General features: G+C 36.4%; 16 protein-coding genes. 4 read left to right on the top strand and 12 right to left on the bottom strand.

Features of this window, described 5'->3' with window-relative positions; all coding sequences use genetic code 11:
• Nucleotides 1-217 precede the first annotated feature (217 nt).
• The gene (locus ACM6F9_RS09015) at nucleotides 218-820 is read left to right on the top strand and encodes a DNA-3-methyladenine glycosylase (protein ID WP_414845407.1); all 603 of its coding nucleotides are present in this window, start codon (nucleotides 218-220) and stop codon (nucleotides 818-820) included.
• Nucleotides 821-826: 6 nt separating this feature from the next.
• Here ACM6F9_RS09015 and mug read toward each other — a convergent pair whose 3' ends face one another.
• Nucleotides 827-1,330 (bottom strand): G/U mismatch-specific DNA glycosylase, encoded by a 504-nt coding sequence (gene mug / locus ACM6F9_RS09010; protein WP_414845406.1) that lies wholly within the window; start codon nucleotides 1,328-1,330, stop codon nucleotides 827-829.
• 270 nt (nucleotides 1,331-1,600) lie between these two features.
• Here mug and ACM6F9_RS09005 point away from each other — a divergent pair, with 270 nt between their 5' ends.
• Nucleotides 1,601-1,918: a DMT family transporter gene (locus tag ACM6F9_RS09005; protein WP_414845405.1), complete on the top strand. Its 318-nt coding sequence runs from the start codon at nucleotides 1,601-1,603 to the stop codon at nucleotides 1,916-1,918.
• Nucleotides 1,919-2,084: 166 nt separating this feature from the next.
• Here ACM6F9_RS09005 and ACM6F9_RS09000 read toward each other — a convergent pair whose 3' ends face one another.
• The 6 genes from ACM6F9_RS09000 to ACM6F9_RS08975 all read right to left on the bottom strand — a co-directional run bounded on the left by ACM6F9_RS09000 (nucleotide 2,085) and on the right by ACM6F9_RS08975 (nucleotide 6,014).
• A complete protein-coding gene (locus tag ACM6F9_RS09000; protein WP_414845404.1) occupies nucleotides 2,085-2,786 on the bottom strand; it encodes a LytR/AlgR family response regulator transcription factor in 702 nt (233 codons plus the stop codon).
• Nucleotides 2,767-3,840, bottom strand: a complete 1,074-nt coding sequence (locus tag ACM6F9_RS08995; RefSeq protein ID WP_414845403.1) for a sensor histidine kinase — start codon at nucleotides 3,838-3,840, stop codon at nucleotides 2,767-2,769. The genes ACM6F9_RS09000 and ACM6F9_RS08995 overlap by 20 nt, the downstream gene beginning before the upstream one ends.
• Nucleotides 3,841-3,988: 148 nt before the next feature.
• Nucleotides 3,989-4,384, bottom strand: a complete 396-nt coding sequence (locus tag ACM6F9_RS08990) for a DoxX family protein (RefSeq protein WP_414845402.1) — start codon at nucleotides 4,382-4,384, stop codon at nucleotides 3,989-3,991.
• A 349-nt stretch (nucleotides 4,385-4,733) separates the two neighbouring features.
• The gene (locus ACM6F9_RS08985; RefSeq protein ID WP_414845401.1) at nucleotides 4,734-5,237 is read right to left on the bottom strand and encodes a TlpA family protein disulfide reductase; all 504 of its coding nucleotides are present in this window, start codon (nucleotides 5,235-5,237) and stop codon (nucleotides 4,734-4,736) included.
• Between the two features lies 1 nt (nucleotide 5,238).
• Entirely contained in the window at nucleotides 5,239-5,667 is a 429-nt protein-coding gene (locus ACM6F9_RS08980) for a rhodanese-like domain-containing protein (protein ID WP_414845400.1), read from the bottom strand.
• A gap of 83 nt (nucleotides 5,668-5,750) precedes the next feature.
• Nucleotides 5,751-6,014, bottom strand: coding sequence for a hypothetical protein (locus tag ACM6F9_RS08975; protein ID WP_414845399.1), 264 nt, complete (start codon nucleotides 6,012-6,014; stop codon nucleotides 5,751-5,753).
• A 107-nt stretch (nucleotides 6,015-6,121) separates the two neighbouring features.
• Between ACM6F9_RS08975 and ACM6F9_RS08970 the strand changes: the two genes are divergently transcribed.
• Together ACM6F9_RS08970 and ACM6F9_RS08965 are read left to right on the top strand one after the other, a co-directional pair.
• Nucleotides 6,122-7,780, top strand: a complete 1,659-nt coding sequence (locus ACM6F9_RS08970; protein ID WP_414845398.1) for an FAD-binding dehydrogenase — start codon at nucleotides 6,122-6,124, stop codon at nucleotides 7,778-7,780.
• An 18-nt stretch (nucleotides 7,781-7,798) separates the two neighbouring features.
• Nucleotides 7,799-8,602 (top strand): SDR family oxidoreductase, encoded by an 804-nt coding sequence (locus tag ACM6F9_RS08965; RefSeq protein ID WP_414845397.1) that lies wholly within the window; start codon nucleotides 7,799-7,801, stop codon nucleotides 8,600-8,602.
• Between the two features lie 59 nt (nucleotides 8,603-8,661).
• Here ACM6F9_RS08965 and ACM6F9_RS08960 read toward each other — a convergent pair whose 3' ends face one another.
• From ACM6F9_RS08960 to ACM6F9_RS08940, 5 genes are all read right to left on the bottom strand, one after another.
• The gene (locus tag ACM6F9_RS08960; RefSeq protein ID WP_414845396.1) at nucleotides 8,662-9,471 is read right to left on the bottom strand and encodes a phosphatase PAP2 family protein; all 810 of its coding nucleotides are present in this window, start codon (nucleotides 9,469-9,471) and stop codon (nucleotides 8,662-8,664) included.
• A 33-nt stretch (nucleotides 9,472-9,504) separates the two neighbouring features.
• Complete coding sequence (locus ACM6F9_RS08955; protein ID WP_414845395.1) at nucleotides 9,505-11,925, bottom strand: TonB-dependent receptor domain-containing protein; 2,421 nt, start codon at nucleotides 11,923-11,925, stop codon at nucleotides 9,505-9,507.
• A 53-nt stretch (nucleotides 11,926-11,978) separates the two neighbouring features.
• A complete protein-coding gene (locus tag ACM6F9_RS08950) occupies nucleotides 11,979-12,734 on the bottom strand; it encodes a hypothetical protein (protein ID WP_414845394.1) in 756 nt (251 codons plus the stop codon).
• Nucleotides 12,735-12,762: 28 nt separating this feature from the next.
• Nucleotides 12,763-13,797 (bottom strand): sulfite exporter TauE/SafE family protein, encoded by a 1,035-nt coding sequence (locus ACM6F9_RS08945; RefSeq protein WP_414845393.1) that lies wholly within the window; start codon nucleotides 13,795-13,797, stop codon nucleotides 12,763-12,765.
• Between the two features lie 96 nt (nucleotides 13,798-13,893).
• On the bottom strand, nucleotides 13,894-15,180 hold the full coding sequence (locus ACM6F9_RS08940) for a sensor histidine kinase (RefSeq protein ID WP_414845392.1): 1,287 nt from the start codon (nucleotides 15,178-15,180) through the stop codon (nucleotides 13,894-13,896).
• Nucleotides 15,181-15,273 lie beyond the last annotated feature (93 nt).

Below are 15,273 nucleotides of genomic sequence, written 5' to 3'. Positions count from 1 at the left end.
TCCCCGGATTGCTCCAGGGAAAAATAAGTGTCAAAACCTATAAATTTTTATAGTGGTGTAAAATGATGTTATAAAGAAAGCAACAATGGATGTGCCAAATTACTCACTGATTTATGAAATGTGATTTTTTGTGGTATCTTTTGTATACTTCGTTTCCAATGGCTTTTATTTTTATAAGATTATGACTAAATTTGAGTAAATAATTTCAAAATCATTCATGAAACTACCACCCTCCTATTATTCCAACCAGGATGTTCTTTTTCTGGCTCAGGATCTTTTGGGAAAAGTCCTTTTTACGGAAATCAATGGTGAAATAACAGCCGGAATCATTGTAGAAACAGAAGCCTACTTTGGTGTTAAGGATAAAGCTTCCCATGCTTATGGAGGCAGACGTACAGACCGTACAGAAACGTTATACAGCCAAGGTGGAATTTCCTATGTATATTTATGCTATGGAATTCATCATCTTTTCAATGTAGTGACCTCCCTGCAAGACGATCCACATGCCGTTTTGGTGAGAGCTGTTGAACCTTTGATCGGTAAAGAAATCATGGCACTAAGAAGAAATATGCCCGCTACTAAACCTGCTATTTCTGCAGGTCCAGGATCCGCATCCAAAGCGTTGGGAATAGATCGGTCATTGAATAAAAAAGATCTGAATGGACATGAAATCTGGATTGAAGATCATGGTATTTCTTATACTTCGGATCAAATTACTACAGGACCTCGTATTGGGGTTGCTTACGCACAGGAAGATGCACTTTTACCATGGCGTTTCTTTGTGAAGGGAAATAAATATGTGAGTAAGCCGAATAAATAATTAGTATCACGATTTGTTGACAGTATGATAAAACTCTTTATAATACATAACCAGACTGTCAAGAGAAAAACCACGATTTAAACCACTGGTATTGGGTAAAACCCAGACTTTTGCTCCACAGAAATCTTCAGACTGTTCTCCCCAAAGAATTTCTTTCTTTTTAGAAAATGCTTTATACGCTGCTTTACCAAGAAAAACAATATATTTTGGCTGATAGGTTGTTATTTTTAATTTAAAACTTTCAAGAGATTCATCAAATTCTTCCTTTGAAAGCTCATCTGCGCGCGAAGTTGCTCTTGCCACAGCAGTCGTCAATCCATATCCGAATTTCAGCAGAGATGTATCATGTACCGCTTCAATTTCATACGGTGTAAATCCAGCCTGATGCAGTACTTTCCAAAAACGGTTGCTTCTTCCGGAAAAATGATGTCCGTCATTGGATGATTTTAAGCCTGGATTAATTCCACAAAAAATAACGTTAAGGTGAGGTTTAATAATGTCTGTTAGCATAATTGAACTGAATATTTAGAAGGTCAGTACTTCCCTATTTTACCTTTTAAAGATATTAATATTAATGAATTTCATCCTAATATTTAATTCTAAAATAACAAACGTTTCGTGGTCTTTATACTACGTTTTACCCCTATCTTTTACCGGATCACTCAGTTTTTTGTATTAAGGAGGAATAAGGAGAGCTAATTTTGTAGCAGTAATTGAGATGTAACATTCTATTAGAAAGAACTCATTTTTAACAGATTGAACATCATTAAAACAAATAGTATGAACTGGATTGCATTAATTATCGCAGGAATCTTTGAAATTGGATGGCCTTTGGGTCTTAAAATGTCTCAACAGCCGGAAAATAATAAATGGAGCTGGATTATATTCTCTGTCTTATGCATGACAATTAGCGGTGGATTTCTCTGGTTTGCTCAGAAAAGTATCCCTATCGGAACAGCCTATGCGGTCTGGACGGGAATCGGTGCCGTAGGAACTTTATTGGTTGGGATTCTGTTTTTTCAGGATTCTGCAAGTATTTTGAGATTATTGTCTGCCTTACTGATAGTAGTAGGAATCGTTGGTCTTAAGCTATTCTAATAAAAAATTGGCTTAAGATGATCACTCATCATTAAGCCAAAACATTATTCAACATTCAAATAATAGACTATCTTCATTTATATTTGCCACCCTTTGAATCGAAGGACTTAAAATTTCCCTTCCTTGGAGGGATGGCAAAAATTCAAAGAATTTTTGACGGGGTGATCTAAAGCTCCATCAGCGGTTTATAAGTTCTTCCCACAGGAAGTTTTTTCCCATTGATCTGGATGATATTCGCAGACTTTTCTTCTATTTTTGATCGGGATATAATATAGGATTTATGAATGCGGGTAAACATTTTTGGATTTAAAGTCTCTTCTATTTTACTAATAGGCATTTTAAAAGTGAAAGTCTCCGCTTTTGTATGAATATGAATGTATTCTCTTAAACTTTCAATGTATAAAATGTCCTGAAGAATAACTTTCACCTGCTTTCTTCCAATGCTGATGAAAATAAAATCACGCTCAGCAACTTCCAGTAAAGCATCTTCTGCTTCCAGCAAATGTTTAAATTTGCCAACAGCCGTCTGAAAACGATCATATGGAATGGGCTTCATCAGATAATCCGTAATATCAAGCTCATAGCCTTCTACAGCATATTGATGATAGGCTGTTGTGACAATGACAAACGGAGGATTTTTTACTTTCCTGAGAAAATCAAACCCTTTTACTACCGGAAGATGAAGATCCAGAAACATCAGATCTACCTCATGAATACTTAAAAGACTGCTGGCATATACAGCATCTGCACATTTTCCCACAAGATTCAGTTCCGGATCTCTGGAGATGAAATTTTCCAGAATTTCTGAAGCAATGGGTTCGTCTTCTACAATGATGCAGTTGTATTTTTTAGAGACTTCGTGTGTCATGAAAATCTATGATTAAGGTTACAAGATAACGGTCTTTTTTATCTTCCACGGAAAGCTTGTGTTGTGGATAAAGCAGTTCAAGCTGTCTACGGATATTTTTCAGTCCTATTTTTGTGGAATGCGCGTGAGGTTTTTCTTCCTTAGAATTTTCTATAAAATAAGTAAGAATTCTGTTATTCAAATGAATATCAATACTTATAAAAGCATTTCCTAAGCTTTCTGAAACGCCATGTTTAAAGGCATTTTCTACAAACTGTATCAATATCAAAGGGGAAATCTCCTGAGAAGGATTATCAATATCTTCTTTAAAATTTAACGTTAGCTCACGGTGGCGGATCTTCTGGATTTGTATAAAATCCCTTATGTTTTCAATATCCTTAGCTATGGAAATGGTATTTTCTGCTGCTTCATAGATATTATAACGCATTATTTTGGAAAGCTGTAGAATGACTTCCGGAGTTTCGTCCGCTTTTTTTAAAGCCATTCCATAGATGTTATTGAGGGTATTGAAAAGAAAATGTGGATTTATTTGTGCCTTCAGCATTGTCAGTTCCTGATCCAGTTTTTCTGATTTTAATTGAGAAATCTGATCTTTCAACAGGTTTTTCTGCCTTGTAATTTCAACCCCAAAGATAAGCCCTGTCATAAAAATCAGATCCATAAAAGAATTGAAAGCCACATAACCATTGATAAATCCTGAAGACAGCTTTCCGTCCAGAGTTTCTGTAACGCCATAGATATAAGGATAAATGATAAAATGAGTGAAGAAACGATGCCCCAAAACAGCTGTTATTACAATAAGAATATAGAAAACGTATTTGAAAATCTCTTTACTATGAATCTTTTCGTACACATACAATAATGCATAGGCAAGAGGCATTTTGACCAAAAGATAACCAAGCTCCAGCATAAGTGTATTCTGAAGTCTTATTTGCCATTTAAAATCCGGAAATTGATACCTGGACCAGTAAAAGTCAAGATAAACTTCCAGAATATAATACAATATCCAAAAAAGCAAATGAACCCGTAACTTAGATCTGCTGTTTCGTTTCAAGCTTATAATGATTTAATAGTACAAAGTACCGGTTACTCAGTCAAATATAGAAATATAAGTCTAGCAAATGAACACAATGATCTACAAACTACTCGTTTCGATTCATGTTAAATAATAAAGATTGGTAAAGCAGATGATTGTTGGAAATCTAAGTATTCTTTTTGTTCTTAAACTTTAAATATACTTCAGGGTACATAAGATTAAAAAAACTGAAAATCAGCAAAACATTGTACTCAATGCCGTTGGTTCCCCCTCCTACCACAAACCATCCATTCTGCCAGTGAACGTAATAAATTCCAAAGGCAAAAATCAGAATATTACAAAATGCTAATGGTTTAATACACCTGTCAATCCAAAGTAATGGTATTGAGAAAAGATGAGTCAGTTTTACGGCCCATGCTATATAAATTCCTATAGGACTGAATCCTAAACTGTTCAGGTAAATATTCCCAAAATTGTTCACATCTCCACTGAAAATAGAAATCACACTATGCATTAGTAATATTACTGAAAGGGCCAATCGAAGGTAAAAATTCTTTATCATACCAACAAAATTAGAAGACAAAAACAAGCACTCAGTGTTTTGTATATCAACAACTTGGAATCAGGGATGAAAGTTTCAGTGTAAGGTTTTATTCTTAAACTGAATTTTAATTAGAAATTAAATATTTAATATATTTCAATATTTAGTGATTTAATAAAGATAATTTATTATATTTACATTAAGATTGGATACAATGATTGATTCCCTCGTAATCATTAATCCATACTTACAAAATAATATTAAATTATTATGACACGATTCTAATACACAAATGCTTCTATCTTTTTCAACCAAAAAGAGTGGTAAAATAACTTACCACTCTTTTTACATCTTATCGGGAAATCCTGTTCTACTTTTGAATCAGTTTTTCCTTAATAAATTCTTCCAGCTCTTTTCCATGAAGATTTTTAGCTAAAATAGTTCCCTGTCCGTCGATGATGACGTTAAAAGGTAGTTCATCAACTTCGTAAAGCTTTGCTACAGGGCTTTTCCAGAATTTTAAATCACTGATCTGTATCCAGTTGATATGAAATCTGTCAATCGCTTTCTGCCAGCTTTCCTTATTCTTGTCTAAAGAAACCCCCAGTATTTCAAACTGATTATTTTTCACCTGTTCGGAATAGGTATCGTACATTGTTTTCAATTGAGGCTGTTCTTCTACACATGGAGCACACCATGTTGCCCAGAAATCAATCAGAACCAGTTTTCCCTTTAATGTTGAAAGCAAAAATGAGTCTCCATCTGCTTTAGACATTATAATTTCAGGTGCTTTTTTCCCTATTTCTATCTTGTTTTGTGCCGTAATATATCCTGAAAACAGTATTGAAAATAGTATTGTAAAACTGGTCTTCATATTAATCATTTGTAGGATAGTTTTTATCCAGCCAATCTGTTTTGATATTTTTTGGAAGATTTAAAAGTTTCGCGTTTTTGAAACCCATTTCCATAAGCAGGGCAAATGCAGGGCGTATATTAGGACACTTTACAAAAGGACAGCATCCACAGTAGATCACTACTTCCTTATTTTTAGAAACATCTTTAAGGTAATTTCTCAGTTTTTCTAGATTTTCGGGCTCATGTGTTGGCCCAATATCCACAGAACCTTTGACAATAGCTTCGGGACCTACTGAAATGATCACAAGATCTTTTACTTTATGCTTTTCAATTCTGGAAGCCAGTAACGCGGGATCCATCAGCTGACTGTCTTTCCATGGATCCTGTTTTTGCTGTGCCTGGCTGAAGACCGAGCAGACAAAACATGCGATGATAAACAAATACTTCATTCTTCTATTTTTCACAAAGATAGAAATGTTTTGTAGAGTCTGTCAATAGATAAATGGCTCTATTAAAGATATTTTTATAGAAATCAGAATCTTTTTGGAGTAATATGAATCACATTAGAAGCACCAGGTTCTATAATAAGTTGGGTCCCTCCATCTCTTTCATTTTCCCGGCCTTGGATGGCTGATCCGGTAGCAAGTGTTAGTTTTCCCTGAAAAACAGGATGAGGAGGAACAAGGGAAATTTCAATTTCTTCTTCAAGTTGTATAATAATGGATTCAGCTTCAATGAGATGCCTTGTTCCATCCTTTAAAACAGCAAATGCCTGATATTTATGGTTTTCTTTCATTTCTTTATTTTGTATTAAAGAGTAAAAGTATTAAGATTTTTTTAATGGCTTCATTTAAATATTTAATACATTTATATCAAGTATCATCACATAAAAATATCTTGAAAATGGAAGATCAATTCCAGCCTGATGCCATCATCATCGGAAGCGGACTGGCAGGCCTTACTGCTGCGATGGAAATTACCAATACCGGGAAAAAAGTACTGCTTTTAGATCAGGAAACAGAACAGAATATTGGTGGACAGGCCTTCTGGTCATTCGGAGGATTATTTCTCATCAATTCACCCCAGCAAAGAAGAATGGGAATCAAAGATTCTTATGAACTTGCACTACAGGACTGGAAAGGAACAGCTGGTTTTGACCGTCCGGAAGACTATTGGCCCCGTCAATGGGCTGAAGCTTACCTCAAGTTCGCTGCCGGTGAAAAATATGAATACATTTCTAAGTTAGGAATTAAATTAATGTTTATGGTAGGTTGGGCAGAACGTGGCGATGGTTCGGCAACGGGTCATGGAAATTCTGTACCCCGCTTTCATGTAAGTTGGGGAACAGGAACAGGTGTTGTAAAACCTTTTGTAGAAAAAGCTTACAAGGCCCAGGAAAAAGGACTGCTTCAGATGAAATTCAGACATCGGGTAACTGAAATTATAACAGAAAACGGAAAGATAAAAGGTCTTAAAGGAGATATTCTGGAAAATGATACAAAGGAAAGAGGTGCTGAGACCAACAGAAATGTAATCTCTACATTTGAATATACAGCCTCAAATATCATCATCGCTTCCGGAGGAATTGGTGCCAATCATGAATTGGTAAGAAAAAACTGGCCGGAAAGACTGGGAAAAGCCCCTGAAAATATGGTTTGTGGTGTTCCTGCTTATGTGGATGGAAAAATGATTAGTATTGCAGAAAATGCAGGAGCTCACATCATTAATCCGGACAGAATGTGGCATTATACAGAAGGCTTACAGAACTGGAATCCAATCTGGCCAAAACACGGAATCCGGATACTTCCGGGGCCTTCATCACTATGGTTTGATGCAAAAGGAAAACGCCTCCCCGCTCCTTTTCTCCCTGGATTTGATACGCTGGGAACGTTACAGTATATTCAGGAAACAGGGTTTTCTTATTCGTGGTTTATTCTTACTCAGAAAATTATCAAAAAAGAATTTGCTCTTTCAGGTTCAGAGCAGAATCCTGATATCACCAATAAGGACTACTCTCTTTTTCTGAAAAGGATTTTTGGAAAGAAAGCTCCCGGGCCGGTAGAGGCTTTTAAAGAGCATGGAAAAGACTTTATCATATCCGATAATCTTGAAGATCTGGTTACAAGAATGAATGAACTGGCAGGAAATAACCTGTTGAAGTATGAAAGCATAAAATCTCAGATTGAAGCCAGAGACCGGGAATTAAACAATAAATATTCAAAAGATACCCAGGTTAATTATATCCGGAATACCCGAAATTATTTAGGGGATAAACTAGGACGTGTTGCAGCTCCGCATAAGATTTTAGATCCTGAAAACGGACCTTTGATTGCTGTACGCCTTAATATCCTGACCAGAAAAACGTTGGGCGGAATAAAAACCAATTTAAATGGTCAGGTATTAAGAGATAATGACAGCATTATTGAAGGCCTGTACGCTACAGGAGAAGCTGCAGGGTTTGGAGGTGGCGGAATGCATGGCTACAGAGCTCTGGAAGGTACATTTCTAGGGGGCTGTATCTTTTCAGGAATGAAGGCCGGTAAATACATTGCCGGACTTTAAAATTTAATACTATTGAATATGAGCAGTTATTTTGATCATAAAGTTATTTGGATCACAGGGGCATCATCAGGCATTGGAGAAGCTTTGGTAAAAGAGCTTACGAGGACCAGCAACGCCAAAATCATTCTTTCATCCAGAAAAGAAGAACAGCTTCATTCAGTGGCTGAGAAAGCTGGTTTGAGTAAAGATCGGTATGCGGTAATTCCTTTAGATCTTAAAAATTATAAAGAAATGCCTGCCATTGCAGCAAAAGCATCAGAACAATTCGGAAAGATTGATATTCTGATTAATAATGCCGGGCTGTCACAACGTTCATTAGCCATGGAAACCGATATTGAAGTGGATAAACAGCTCATAGATATTGATTATATCGGAACTGTTGCCCTTACGAAGGCAATTCTTCCTTATATGATCAGAAATAAAGGAGGGCAGATTGCTGTTGTATCAAGTCTTATGGGAATATTCGGGGCTCCTATGAGAAGCGGATATGCCGGCGCCAAACATGCATTACATGGTTTCTTTGATGCGCTGAGAGCAGAATTATTCAGCCAGAATATTAAAATTACGATTATTTGTCCGGGTTTTATACAGACTGATATTTCTATTAATGCTGTTACGGGAGATGGCTCATTACAGGGCACAATGGATGATGCCACAAAAAATGGAATGCCCGTCGATATTTTCGCAAAAAAGATGCTGTATGCTATTGAGAAACAGAAAACTCAAAAAGCTATAGGAGGTAAAGAAGTAATGGCCGTGTATCTGAAGAGGTTCTTTCCGAATATACTGGCGAAAATAATCCGTAAAGCTAAAGTAGTGTAAAGAAAAAAGCACCATTCAAGGAGAAATGATGCTTTACTAAATATAATGAAGAATTTGTTTTAAAAGGTTTTTACAAGGCCTATTCCCACAATTTTATTTTGGTAGAAAGGCATTACCATGGTGGATGAAAGTGAAGTTTTAACTTTATTCTTTCCTCGTAATAAATTATCAATTTTGGGAAACAGCCAGTAAGCCAGCTCTGTAGAAAGAATCCCGAATCCGGCTCCTGCTACAACGTCTCCCAACCAGTGTTTATCATTCAGCATTCTGTATACTCCGGTGAAAATGGCAAACGGATATCCGGAGATACTGAGCCAGAAATTAGTGTCTTTATATTCCCGGAACATAAATTGCGCAGAGGAAAATGCGGTTGCGGCATGTCCCGAAGGAAAAGATAAGGTGTTTGACCCGTCCGGTCTTTCCTCTTTCACCAGATATTTTAAAGGCATGGTAAAGGCAGCCGCAATCAACTGTGAAGAAGCGTAAATGATGGTGCGGTCTCTCAGATTATGCTTTCCTTTTATCCCCATTGCATTAAGACCGTATACCATTACTGCCGGAGCATATTGGGTGTAATTATCCAGTTGTATTTTTTTAGGCTGATGCTCATTGATTTCATCCTTAGTGGACAGATTAAGCTGTTTCAGATTCTTGATGGAAAGACCTGCCACTCCGTAGGTAATAAATGCGGCAGGAATGATCAAACTCTTATAATTCAGGGTGCTTTTTTTAATTTCCGTCGTGGTAATAGTATCCTGTACAGGCTTTTGAACATTTATCGTATCATTGGTATTCTGAGCATTGATCCGGCTTAAAGCTGAACTCAAAATTATTACATACATCAGTGCTTTTTGAAACTGTTTTTTCATGCTAAATCACATTTAAAATTATCCGATTCTGTTTTAAAATTTATAGCTGTACCCCAGTCTAATTACTTGGGTTTCATAATAATCATTGCTGGTATAGGCAAATCCGTTACCTTGTACAGATTTCTTGATCACCATGGTGTTGAGCAGATCCGAAGCGTTGAAAAAGACTTCCCCCTTCCCTTTCTGAATCGCTTTTTTTATCCCAGCATCCATTGAGAATCTTGACTGTATTCTTCCCTGCGGAATAATATCCGGTGCCAGATAAACAAGGGTAAACTGTAAATCCAATCCTTTTGAGAAACGGAAAACGTTATTCATCTTAACATTCCCTGAGATAGCGGTTTGCTGAGCTGCAGAGAATGTATTAGGCTGAGGATACAGATTCTGGACGGTAAATGCATCAATCTGGTTACGGTATATATTTCCGTTAACATTCAGGGAATAAACATCCGATATTTTTTGATTCCATATCGTTTCAAGCCCTGTATTGTAGCTTTTTCCCGCATTTTGGAAGATGGCGTAAATAAGCGTGCTGCCCGGAACAATACTTGAAATTCTTGTGATCGTTCCATTGGCGAAACGATGGTACAGCGCAGAATATAAGTATCCGCTATCCCAATTGTGCTTATATCCGAGTTCAATAGAATTCGTAAACTGTGGTCTTAACGCAGGATTTCCGACCTTAATGATTTCTGCATCATCATATTTTGGGAAAATTCTGATATCTACTTCATTGGGACGGTCTACCCTTCTGTTGTAGAAAACAGAGAACTTATTACGGTCATCAAGTTTGTAGGCAAGCCTGAAATTTGGGAATGGCTGGGTGTAATTGTATCCGTCACTTTTATACGTAGGATGGTTAGGATTTACATCATATTGAATTTTCACATATTCCAGTCTAAGTCCCAGTTCTGCTTCCCATTTTTCATTTTCAAAGACATAATTTCCATATACGGCAGGAATAAATTCTTTATAATCTGCCTTTCCACCTGCAGAAACATCCAGAACAGAGTTTGCTCCCGGAATGAAATTCATATTGGTAGGAATGCTCCTGTTTCTTAGCTTAATTCCAGTTTCTATTCGTCCATATTTTAAAGGTTTTACATAATCTACATTGAAATCATACACCTGTTCATCAGATAATAACTTAAAAGCATCAGTTCCTGTAGAAGAAGGAAGATAATTATCATAGAAATATTTTTCATCCTCTCTATGGAAAGTATAATTAAATCCTACATTCAACACATGTCCGGCTTCTTTGAATTTATGCTGATAAGACGCTGTCCCCATTACGGTTGTTTTCAGTTCATCTTCCAGAAACTGCCAAAGACGCAGCCGTTGAGACCTATCTCCATTGAAAAACGGCTGATCTCCCCTGTCGATAATCTTTTCGCTTCCGTACATTCCTGAAATGGTTAAGGTATTTTGAGGATCAATATTCCAGTCGATTCCGGCTTTGGTCGTAAAGAAATTGGTATTTCTGTTTCTTTTCAGCTGTGAATTGATAATTGTTCCGTCATCATAAGTACGGGTTACAAATTCATTCTTGTTAAGTGTTTCTGTATAAAGATTATCGGCCTGTAAGAATATATTAACCTTATTTTTTCTGTAATTGACAGACAGTGATGGATTAATTTTAGGCGTAAGGGTATATTGAGGTCTTATCGTAGGCAGATTTTCCTTTCTTACCCAAAGTGAGCCTAAACCTGTGGTAAATCCTGCTTTTCCATTCCATCCGTTCTGTTTGTTTTTTTTCATGATAATATTGATGATTCCGGCATTTCCGTTGGCATCATATTTTGAGGAAGGATTGTTGATGATCTCAATTTTATCAATCGCAGAAGCAGGAATATTGTCCAGTCCGGCCTGACTTCCAAAACCAGTGAGAGCAGTCTGTTTGCCATCAATCAGTACTGTTACTTTATCATTACCTCTAAGCTGTACTTTGCCATCCTGTACAGTAATTCCGGGAAGATTCTGCATGCTTTGTAATACAGAACCACCACTTTGGCTGATGTTATCAGCTACAGAATACGTTTTCTTATCCAGACGGCTGTCAATTTCATTCTTTTTGGAAGCTGTGATGGTAATGGCTTCTATTTTGTTCTCAGTTTCCTGCTGAGGAGCCAGTTCAATGGTGGGGATTTCCAGAAACTCAGAAAGGCTTCCTATGAAAATAGGCTGTATTTGTGTGTTATATCCTGTAAGTGAGGTTTCCAGAAGATAATGATCTGGTTTTATTCCAGTAAGAGAAAACCTGCCTTCTTCATTAGTAATTGTTCCGGCTGTAAAGGTGCTGTCTTTTTCTTTTTTTAAAATAATATGAGCATAAGGTAATGCCGTTTTGTTTGTACTTATGATCCTCCCTGAAGCTGTCACAGAAGTTGTCTGTGCAGAAACAAGAGAAGAAGCCACCATACAGGCTGGAAAAAATAACAAGGCTGTTTTATTCATTCTTCTAGTTTTTATTTTCTTTAAAAATCATTTTCGTTATAACAGGTGTTGAATTATTCGTTTTGAAGGGGTAATTCCCGGTTGTGCTTTCTTTGTGAAACAATGATCATCAATATCATCAGAGCAAGAGAGATCAGAGAAGCATTCAAGGTTCCCAGATCCATACCTCCTTTAGCTAAAGGTTTGGTTAAAAGGTCTCCGAATGTAGCACCAAATGGTCTGGTAAAAACAAAAGCAATCCAGAAAAGCACTACATGATTGATCTTTGTGAAATAATGAAGCAATACAACAATTAAAATAATCAGTCCGGTAATCAAAGCTCCCGTCATATATCCGAGTCCTAAATTATCACTCAGAAAATCCCCAAAAGCAGTTCCCAGGCTGTTGGAAAATAAAATGGCAGTCCAGTAATACAGTTCTTTATTCTTTTCAAAAATGGGATAAACCTCAAGGTTACCATACTTTTTATACCATAAAAACAAAGAAAGTAAAAGACCGGAAAGTAAAATTAAACTGCCCGTGAGGTATCCGGTTTTCAGAGTTCTGTCGATGCAGTCAGAGATTTCCGTTCCTAAGGTTGTTGTTCCTATAATCACCATCCAGTAAATTGCCGGAACATATTTTTTCGCACGGAGCTGTACAGTTAAAATGGCAACAAAAAACAGCAGAGTAACCAGAATACCTACTACATAGCCCAGGTTAAGCGTCATAGAGATAAAATCACCTAGAGTTTCTCCTAATGTGGTGGCTACAATTTTCATCAGCCAGAAAAGAATAGTTACGGATGCAACTTTGTTTACAGTTTTCATTTTGATTTATTTTTTAAGAGATGAAAAATCAGGCTTTCAGTTTGGTAAGTACATTATTTTTGTAACAGTAGAACTCATGAGAACTCTTTTTACCCAGTGTATAAACCTTTTCTACATGTACTTTATCATAGTATTCCATCAGGGAATGGTATTTTTCTTGAAGGTTTCCGGATAATTCTTCAGGATGAACGCTTTTTTCGAGTTCCAGCCCTTTTCCTGCTTTATATTCCAGTTCCATATGGGTATTTCTCCAGGACATAGAATATATTTTAATGTTCGGAGTAGACGAGTTATTGATCGAAATCTGATCCTGTTTGATGATTTTTCCGGAAGTACCGCCCAGTAAGGTTATTCCCGATATTACCATTGCTGCATATCCTATTTTTTTAAACAGATTTTCGCTGAGATGAGGAAGAATATATTTCACTGTATAAGAAGAAATTATAGCTGCCACGGCAATCGCAATACCCAGCCATAACGCCATATTGGAATATAATCCTAACGAAATATAGATGATTAGCTTAATAAGATGTAGAAAAATCTCATTGGCTGCACGCGTAGCTACAATTTCCTCTTTTTTAAGCCCGAATCTTAAGTAAAACCGATTGAAAAGAAGACCTACAGCACCCGTAATCCCAGAAATAAAACCCGCAGAAAAACCAATGAGTGCCAATGCTGATTTCGGATATTCTTTTCCGGTTTCTTCGGCTTTATTTTTGGAAGCAAAAAGCTGTGGAAGATTGGCAATCAGAAAGAAAGCAACGATCATTTGAAGGTAATTCGGATTTACATATTTGATCAGATAAGCACCTAATAATACGGCTGGAATTGAAAATGGAACAAACCATAAAAATATCTTCCAGTTGATGTGCTTTTTGAATACCGCAATTCTTGATGCAGAACTTGTAAAAGTACCCACCGTTAAAGAAAATGGAACCAATGATGTAGGAAGAAGCAGATTCAGAATAGGAATCAGAATAAGACTTGCACCGCCGCCACAAATAGCGCTGATCCAGAATGCAAGGATGGTTCCTGCGAATAAAAGGACAATTTTTAAAATCATTTCTAAATAAAATTTATACCTCAGTATGTTTTCAATACAAAGGTGCAACCCGATTTAGAAGAAATTTAGAATTGCAGGAGTCCGGATTTTTTTTAACTATAATTTAACAGAGAAAATATGGTATTGATTCTCAAATCTGTAGCTGATTGTCCAATGATGAAACCTGCAGATTTCCTGAATAATAGATAAGCCAAGCCCACTTCCGCTGTTATCCGTTGAAAGTTTTGAAAATCTTTTGAACAGCAAATCTGTGTTCAGTTTTTCAGTCCCTGAATTGGAAATTTCAAAAACAGAATGGGTAAGCTGTATGGAAATACTGCCTCCAAAAGCCGTATGACGAATGGTATTAATGATGAGATTATTAATTAATATTTCTGTCAGAATATTATTTCCGCTTACCTGTACCGCATTTGAAATGTGTTCCGTAACTGAAATATTTTTTTGATCAAAATGTTCTCCGAGGATATCAATGCTTTGATGAAGCAAATGATCAAACGAAATAATTTCCGAACTGTCGAACTGGTTATTTTCAATTTTAGCAAGCAGCAAAAGGTTTTTATTAATACGTGAACTTCTTGTCAGTGCTCTGTTCATATCTTCTGCAATGCTGTATTGCTTTTCGGTAAGATTTTGATCCTGAAGCAAAAGATCCAGTTTGTTTTTAATAATAGCCAGCGGAGTCTGCAACTCGTGGGAAGCATTTTCGGTGAACTCTTTCTGGGTTTTATAAGTAGAAACATTACGCTCTATAAGCTTATAAAGAGATTGATTAAGTTCTTCAAATTCAGTAGTATCTGAAGCCGGAAATTCTATCGTATTCTGACTGTTAAGGTTAAATGTTTTAAGCTGATCCAATGTACTTCTGAACGGTTTCCAGATAGATGAAGAAAGCTTTCTATTGAGATATAAAAGCCCGACAACAATCATTACAAAAAAGAAGATGGTAATCATGGCAATAACCGCTATGGTTTCATGAGATTCCTCAATATTGGTCTGTATAGTGAACAGATAAGGTTTGCCATGAATGTAAATTACTTTTTCAAGACATCTGTAACGTTCCTTTTTCTGTTCCGAAATAAAAGGCAAATGCCTTTCATAAGTATAAACACTGTCCCGTTTTACCTGATTGGGAGAAATCCTTTCAATATTGGTTTCAGGCTGAATGTGATTCCATAATTCAAGACTTTTGTCCAGCGCTTCTTCCGAAAGTTGCAACTGGTTGAATTCGTAAGCCGTTTTCTCTACAATAATCTGATTGTGCTCATCCAGTTCATTTTTCCAGATCGTATCCACCACAAAATAGTATACAGGAATACTTATCATCAGTACAATAAGCACGTAGATAAGAAAAGGTTTGGTGGTTTTGGTAAGTAGAGGCTTCACGATAATGATGAATTATTAATTTATAGAGTTTAAGGTTTAAAGTTCAGGATTTAAAGTTTAAGTAACATACAAAAGATAATCATTTTTTACCTT

Origin of the sequence: Chryseobacterium sp. IT-36CA2, assembly GCF_949767875.1 — a bacterium.
In the GTDB taxonomy this organism is placed as follows: Bacteria; Bacteroidota; Bacteroidia; order Flavobacteriales; family Weeksellaceae; genus Chryseobacterium.
This window is presented reverse-complemented; position numbering and strand designations above follow the sequence as displayed.

Bases quoted from the DNA above. Each gene is read 5' to 3' on its own strand.
- ACM6F9_RS08980 (WP_414845400.1), bottom strand. From the start codon at position 5,667: ATGAAGTATTTGTTTATCATCGCATGTTTTGTCTGCTCGGTCTTCAGC.
- ACM6F9_RS08960 (WP_414845396.1), bottom strand. From the start codon at position 9,471: ATGAAAAAACAGTTTCAAAAAGCACTGATGTATGTAATAATTTTGAGT.
- ACM6F9_RS08965 (WP_414845397.1), top strand. From the start codon at position 7,799: ATGAGCAGTTATTTTGATCATAAAGTTATTTGGATCACAGGGGCATCA.
- ACM6F9_RS08975 (WP_414845399.1), bottom strand. From the start codon at position 6,014: ATGAAAGAAAACCATAAATATCAGGCATTTGCTGTTTTAAAGGATGGA.
- ACM6F9_RS08955 (WP_414845395.1), bottom strand. From the start codon at position 11,925: ATGAATAAAACAGCCTTGTTATTTTTTCCAGCCTGTATGGTGGCTTCT.
- ACM6F9_RS08985 (WP_414845401.1), bottom strand. From the start codon at position 5,237: ATGAAGACCAGTTTTACAATACTATTTTCAATACTGTTTTCAGGATAT.
- ACM6F9_RS08970 (WP_414845398.1), top strand. From the start codon at position 6,122: ATGGAAGATCAATTCCAGCCTGATGCCATCATCATCGGAAGCGGACTG.
- ACM6F9_RS08990 (WP_414845402.1), bottom strand. From the start codon at position 4,384: ATGATAAAGAATTTTTACCTTCGATTGGCCCTTTCAGTAATATTACTA.
- mug (WP_414845406.1), bottom strand. From the start codon at position 1,330: ATGCTAACAGACATTATTAAACCTCACCTTAACGTTATTTTTTGTGGA.
- ACM6F9_RS08950 (WP_414845394.1), bottom strand. From the start codon at position 12,734: ATGAAAACTGTAAACAAAGTTGCATCCGTAACTATTCTTTTCTGGCTG.
- ACM6F9_RS09015 (WP_414845407.1), top strand. From the start codon at position 218: ATGAAACTACCACCCTCCTATTATTCCAACCAGGATGTTCTTTTTCTG.
- ACM6F9_RS09000 (WP_414845404.1), bottom strand. From the start codon at position 2,786: ATGACACACGAAGTCTCTAAAAAATACAACTGCATCATTGTAGAAGAC.
- ACM6F9_RS09005 (WP_414845405.1), top strand. From the start codon at position 1,601: ATGAACTGGATTGCATTAATTATCGCAGGAATCTTTGAAATTGGATGG.
- ACM6F9_RS08945 (WP_414845393.1), bottom strand. From the start codon at position 13,797: ATGATTTTAAAAATTGTCCTTTTATTCGCAGGAACCATCCTTGCATTC.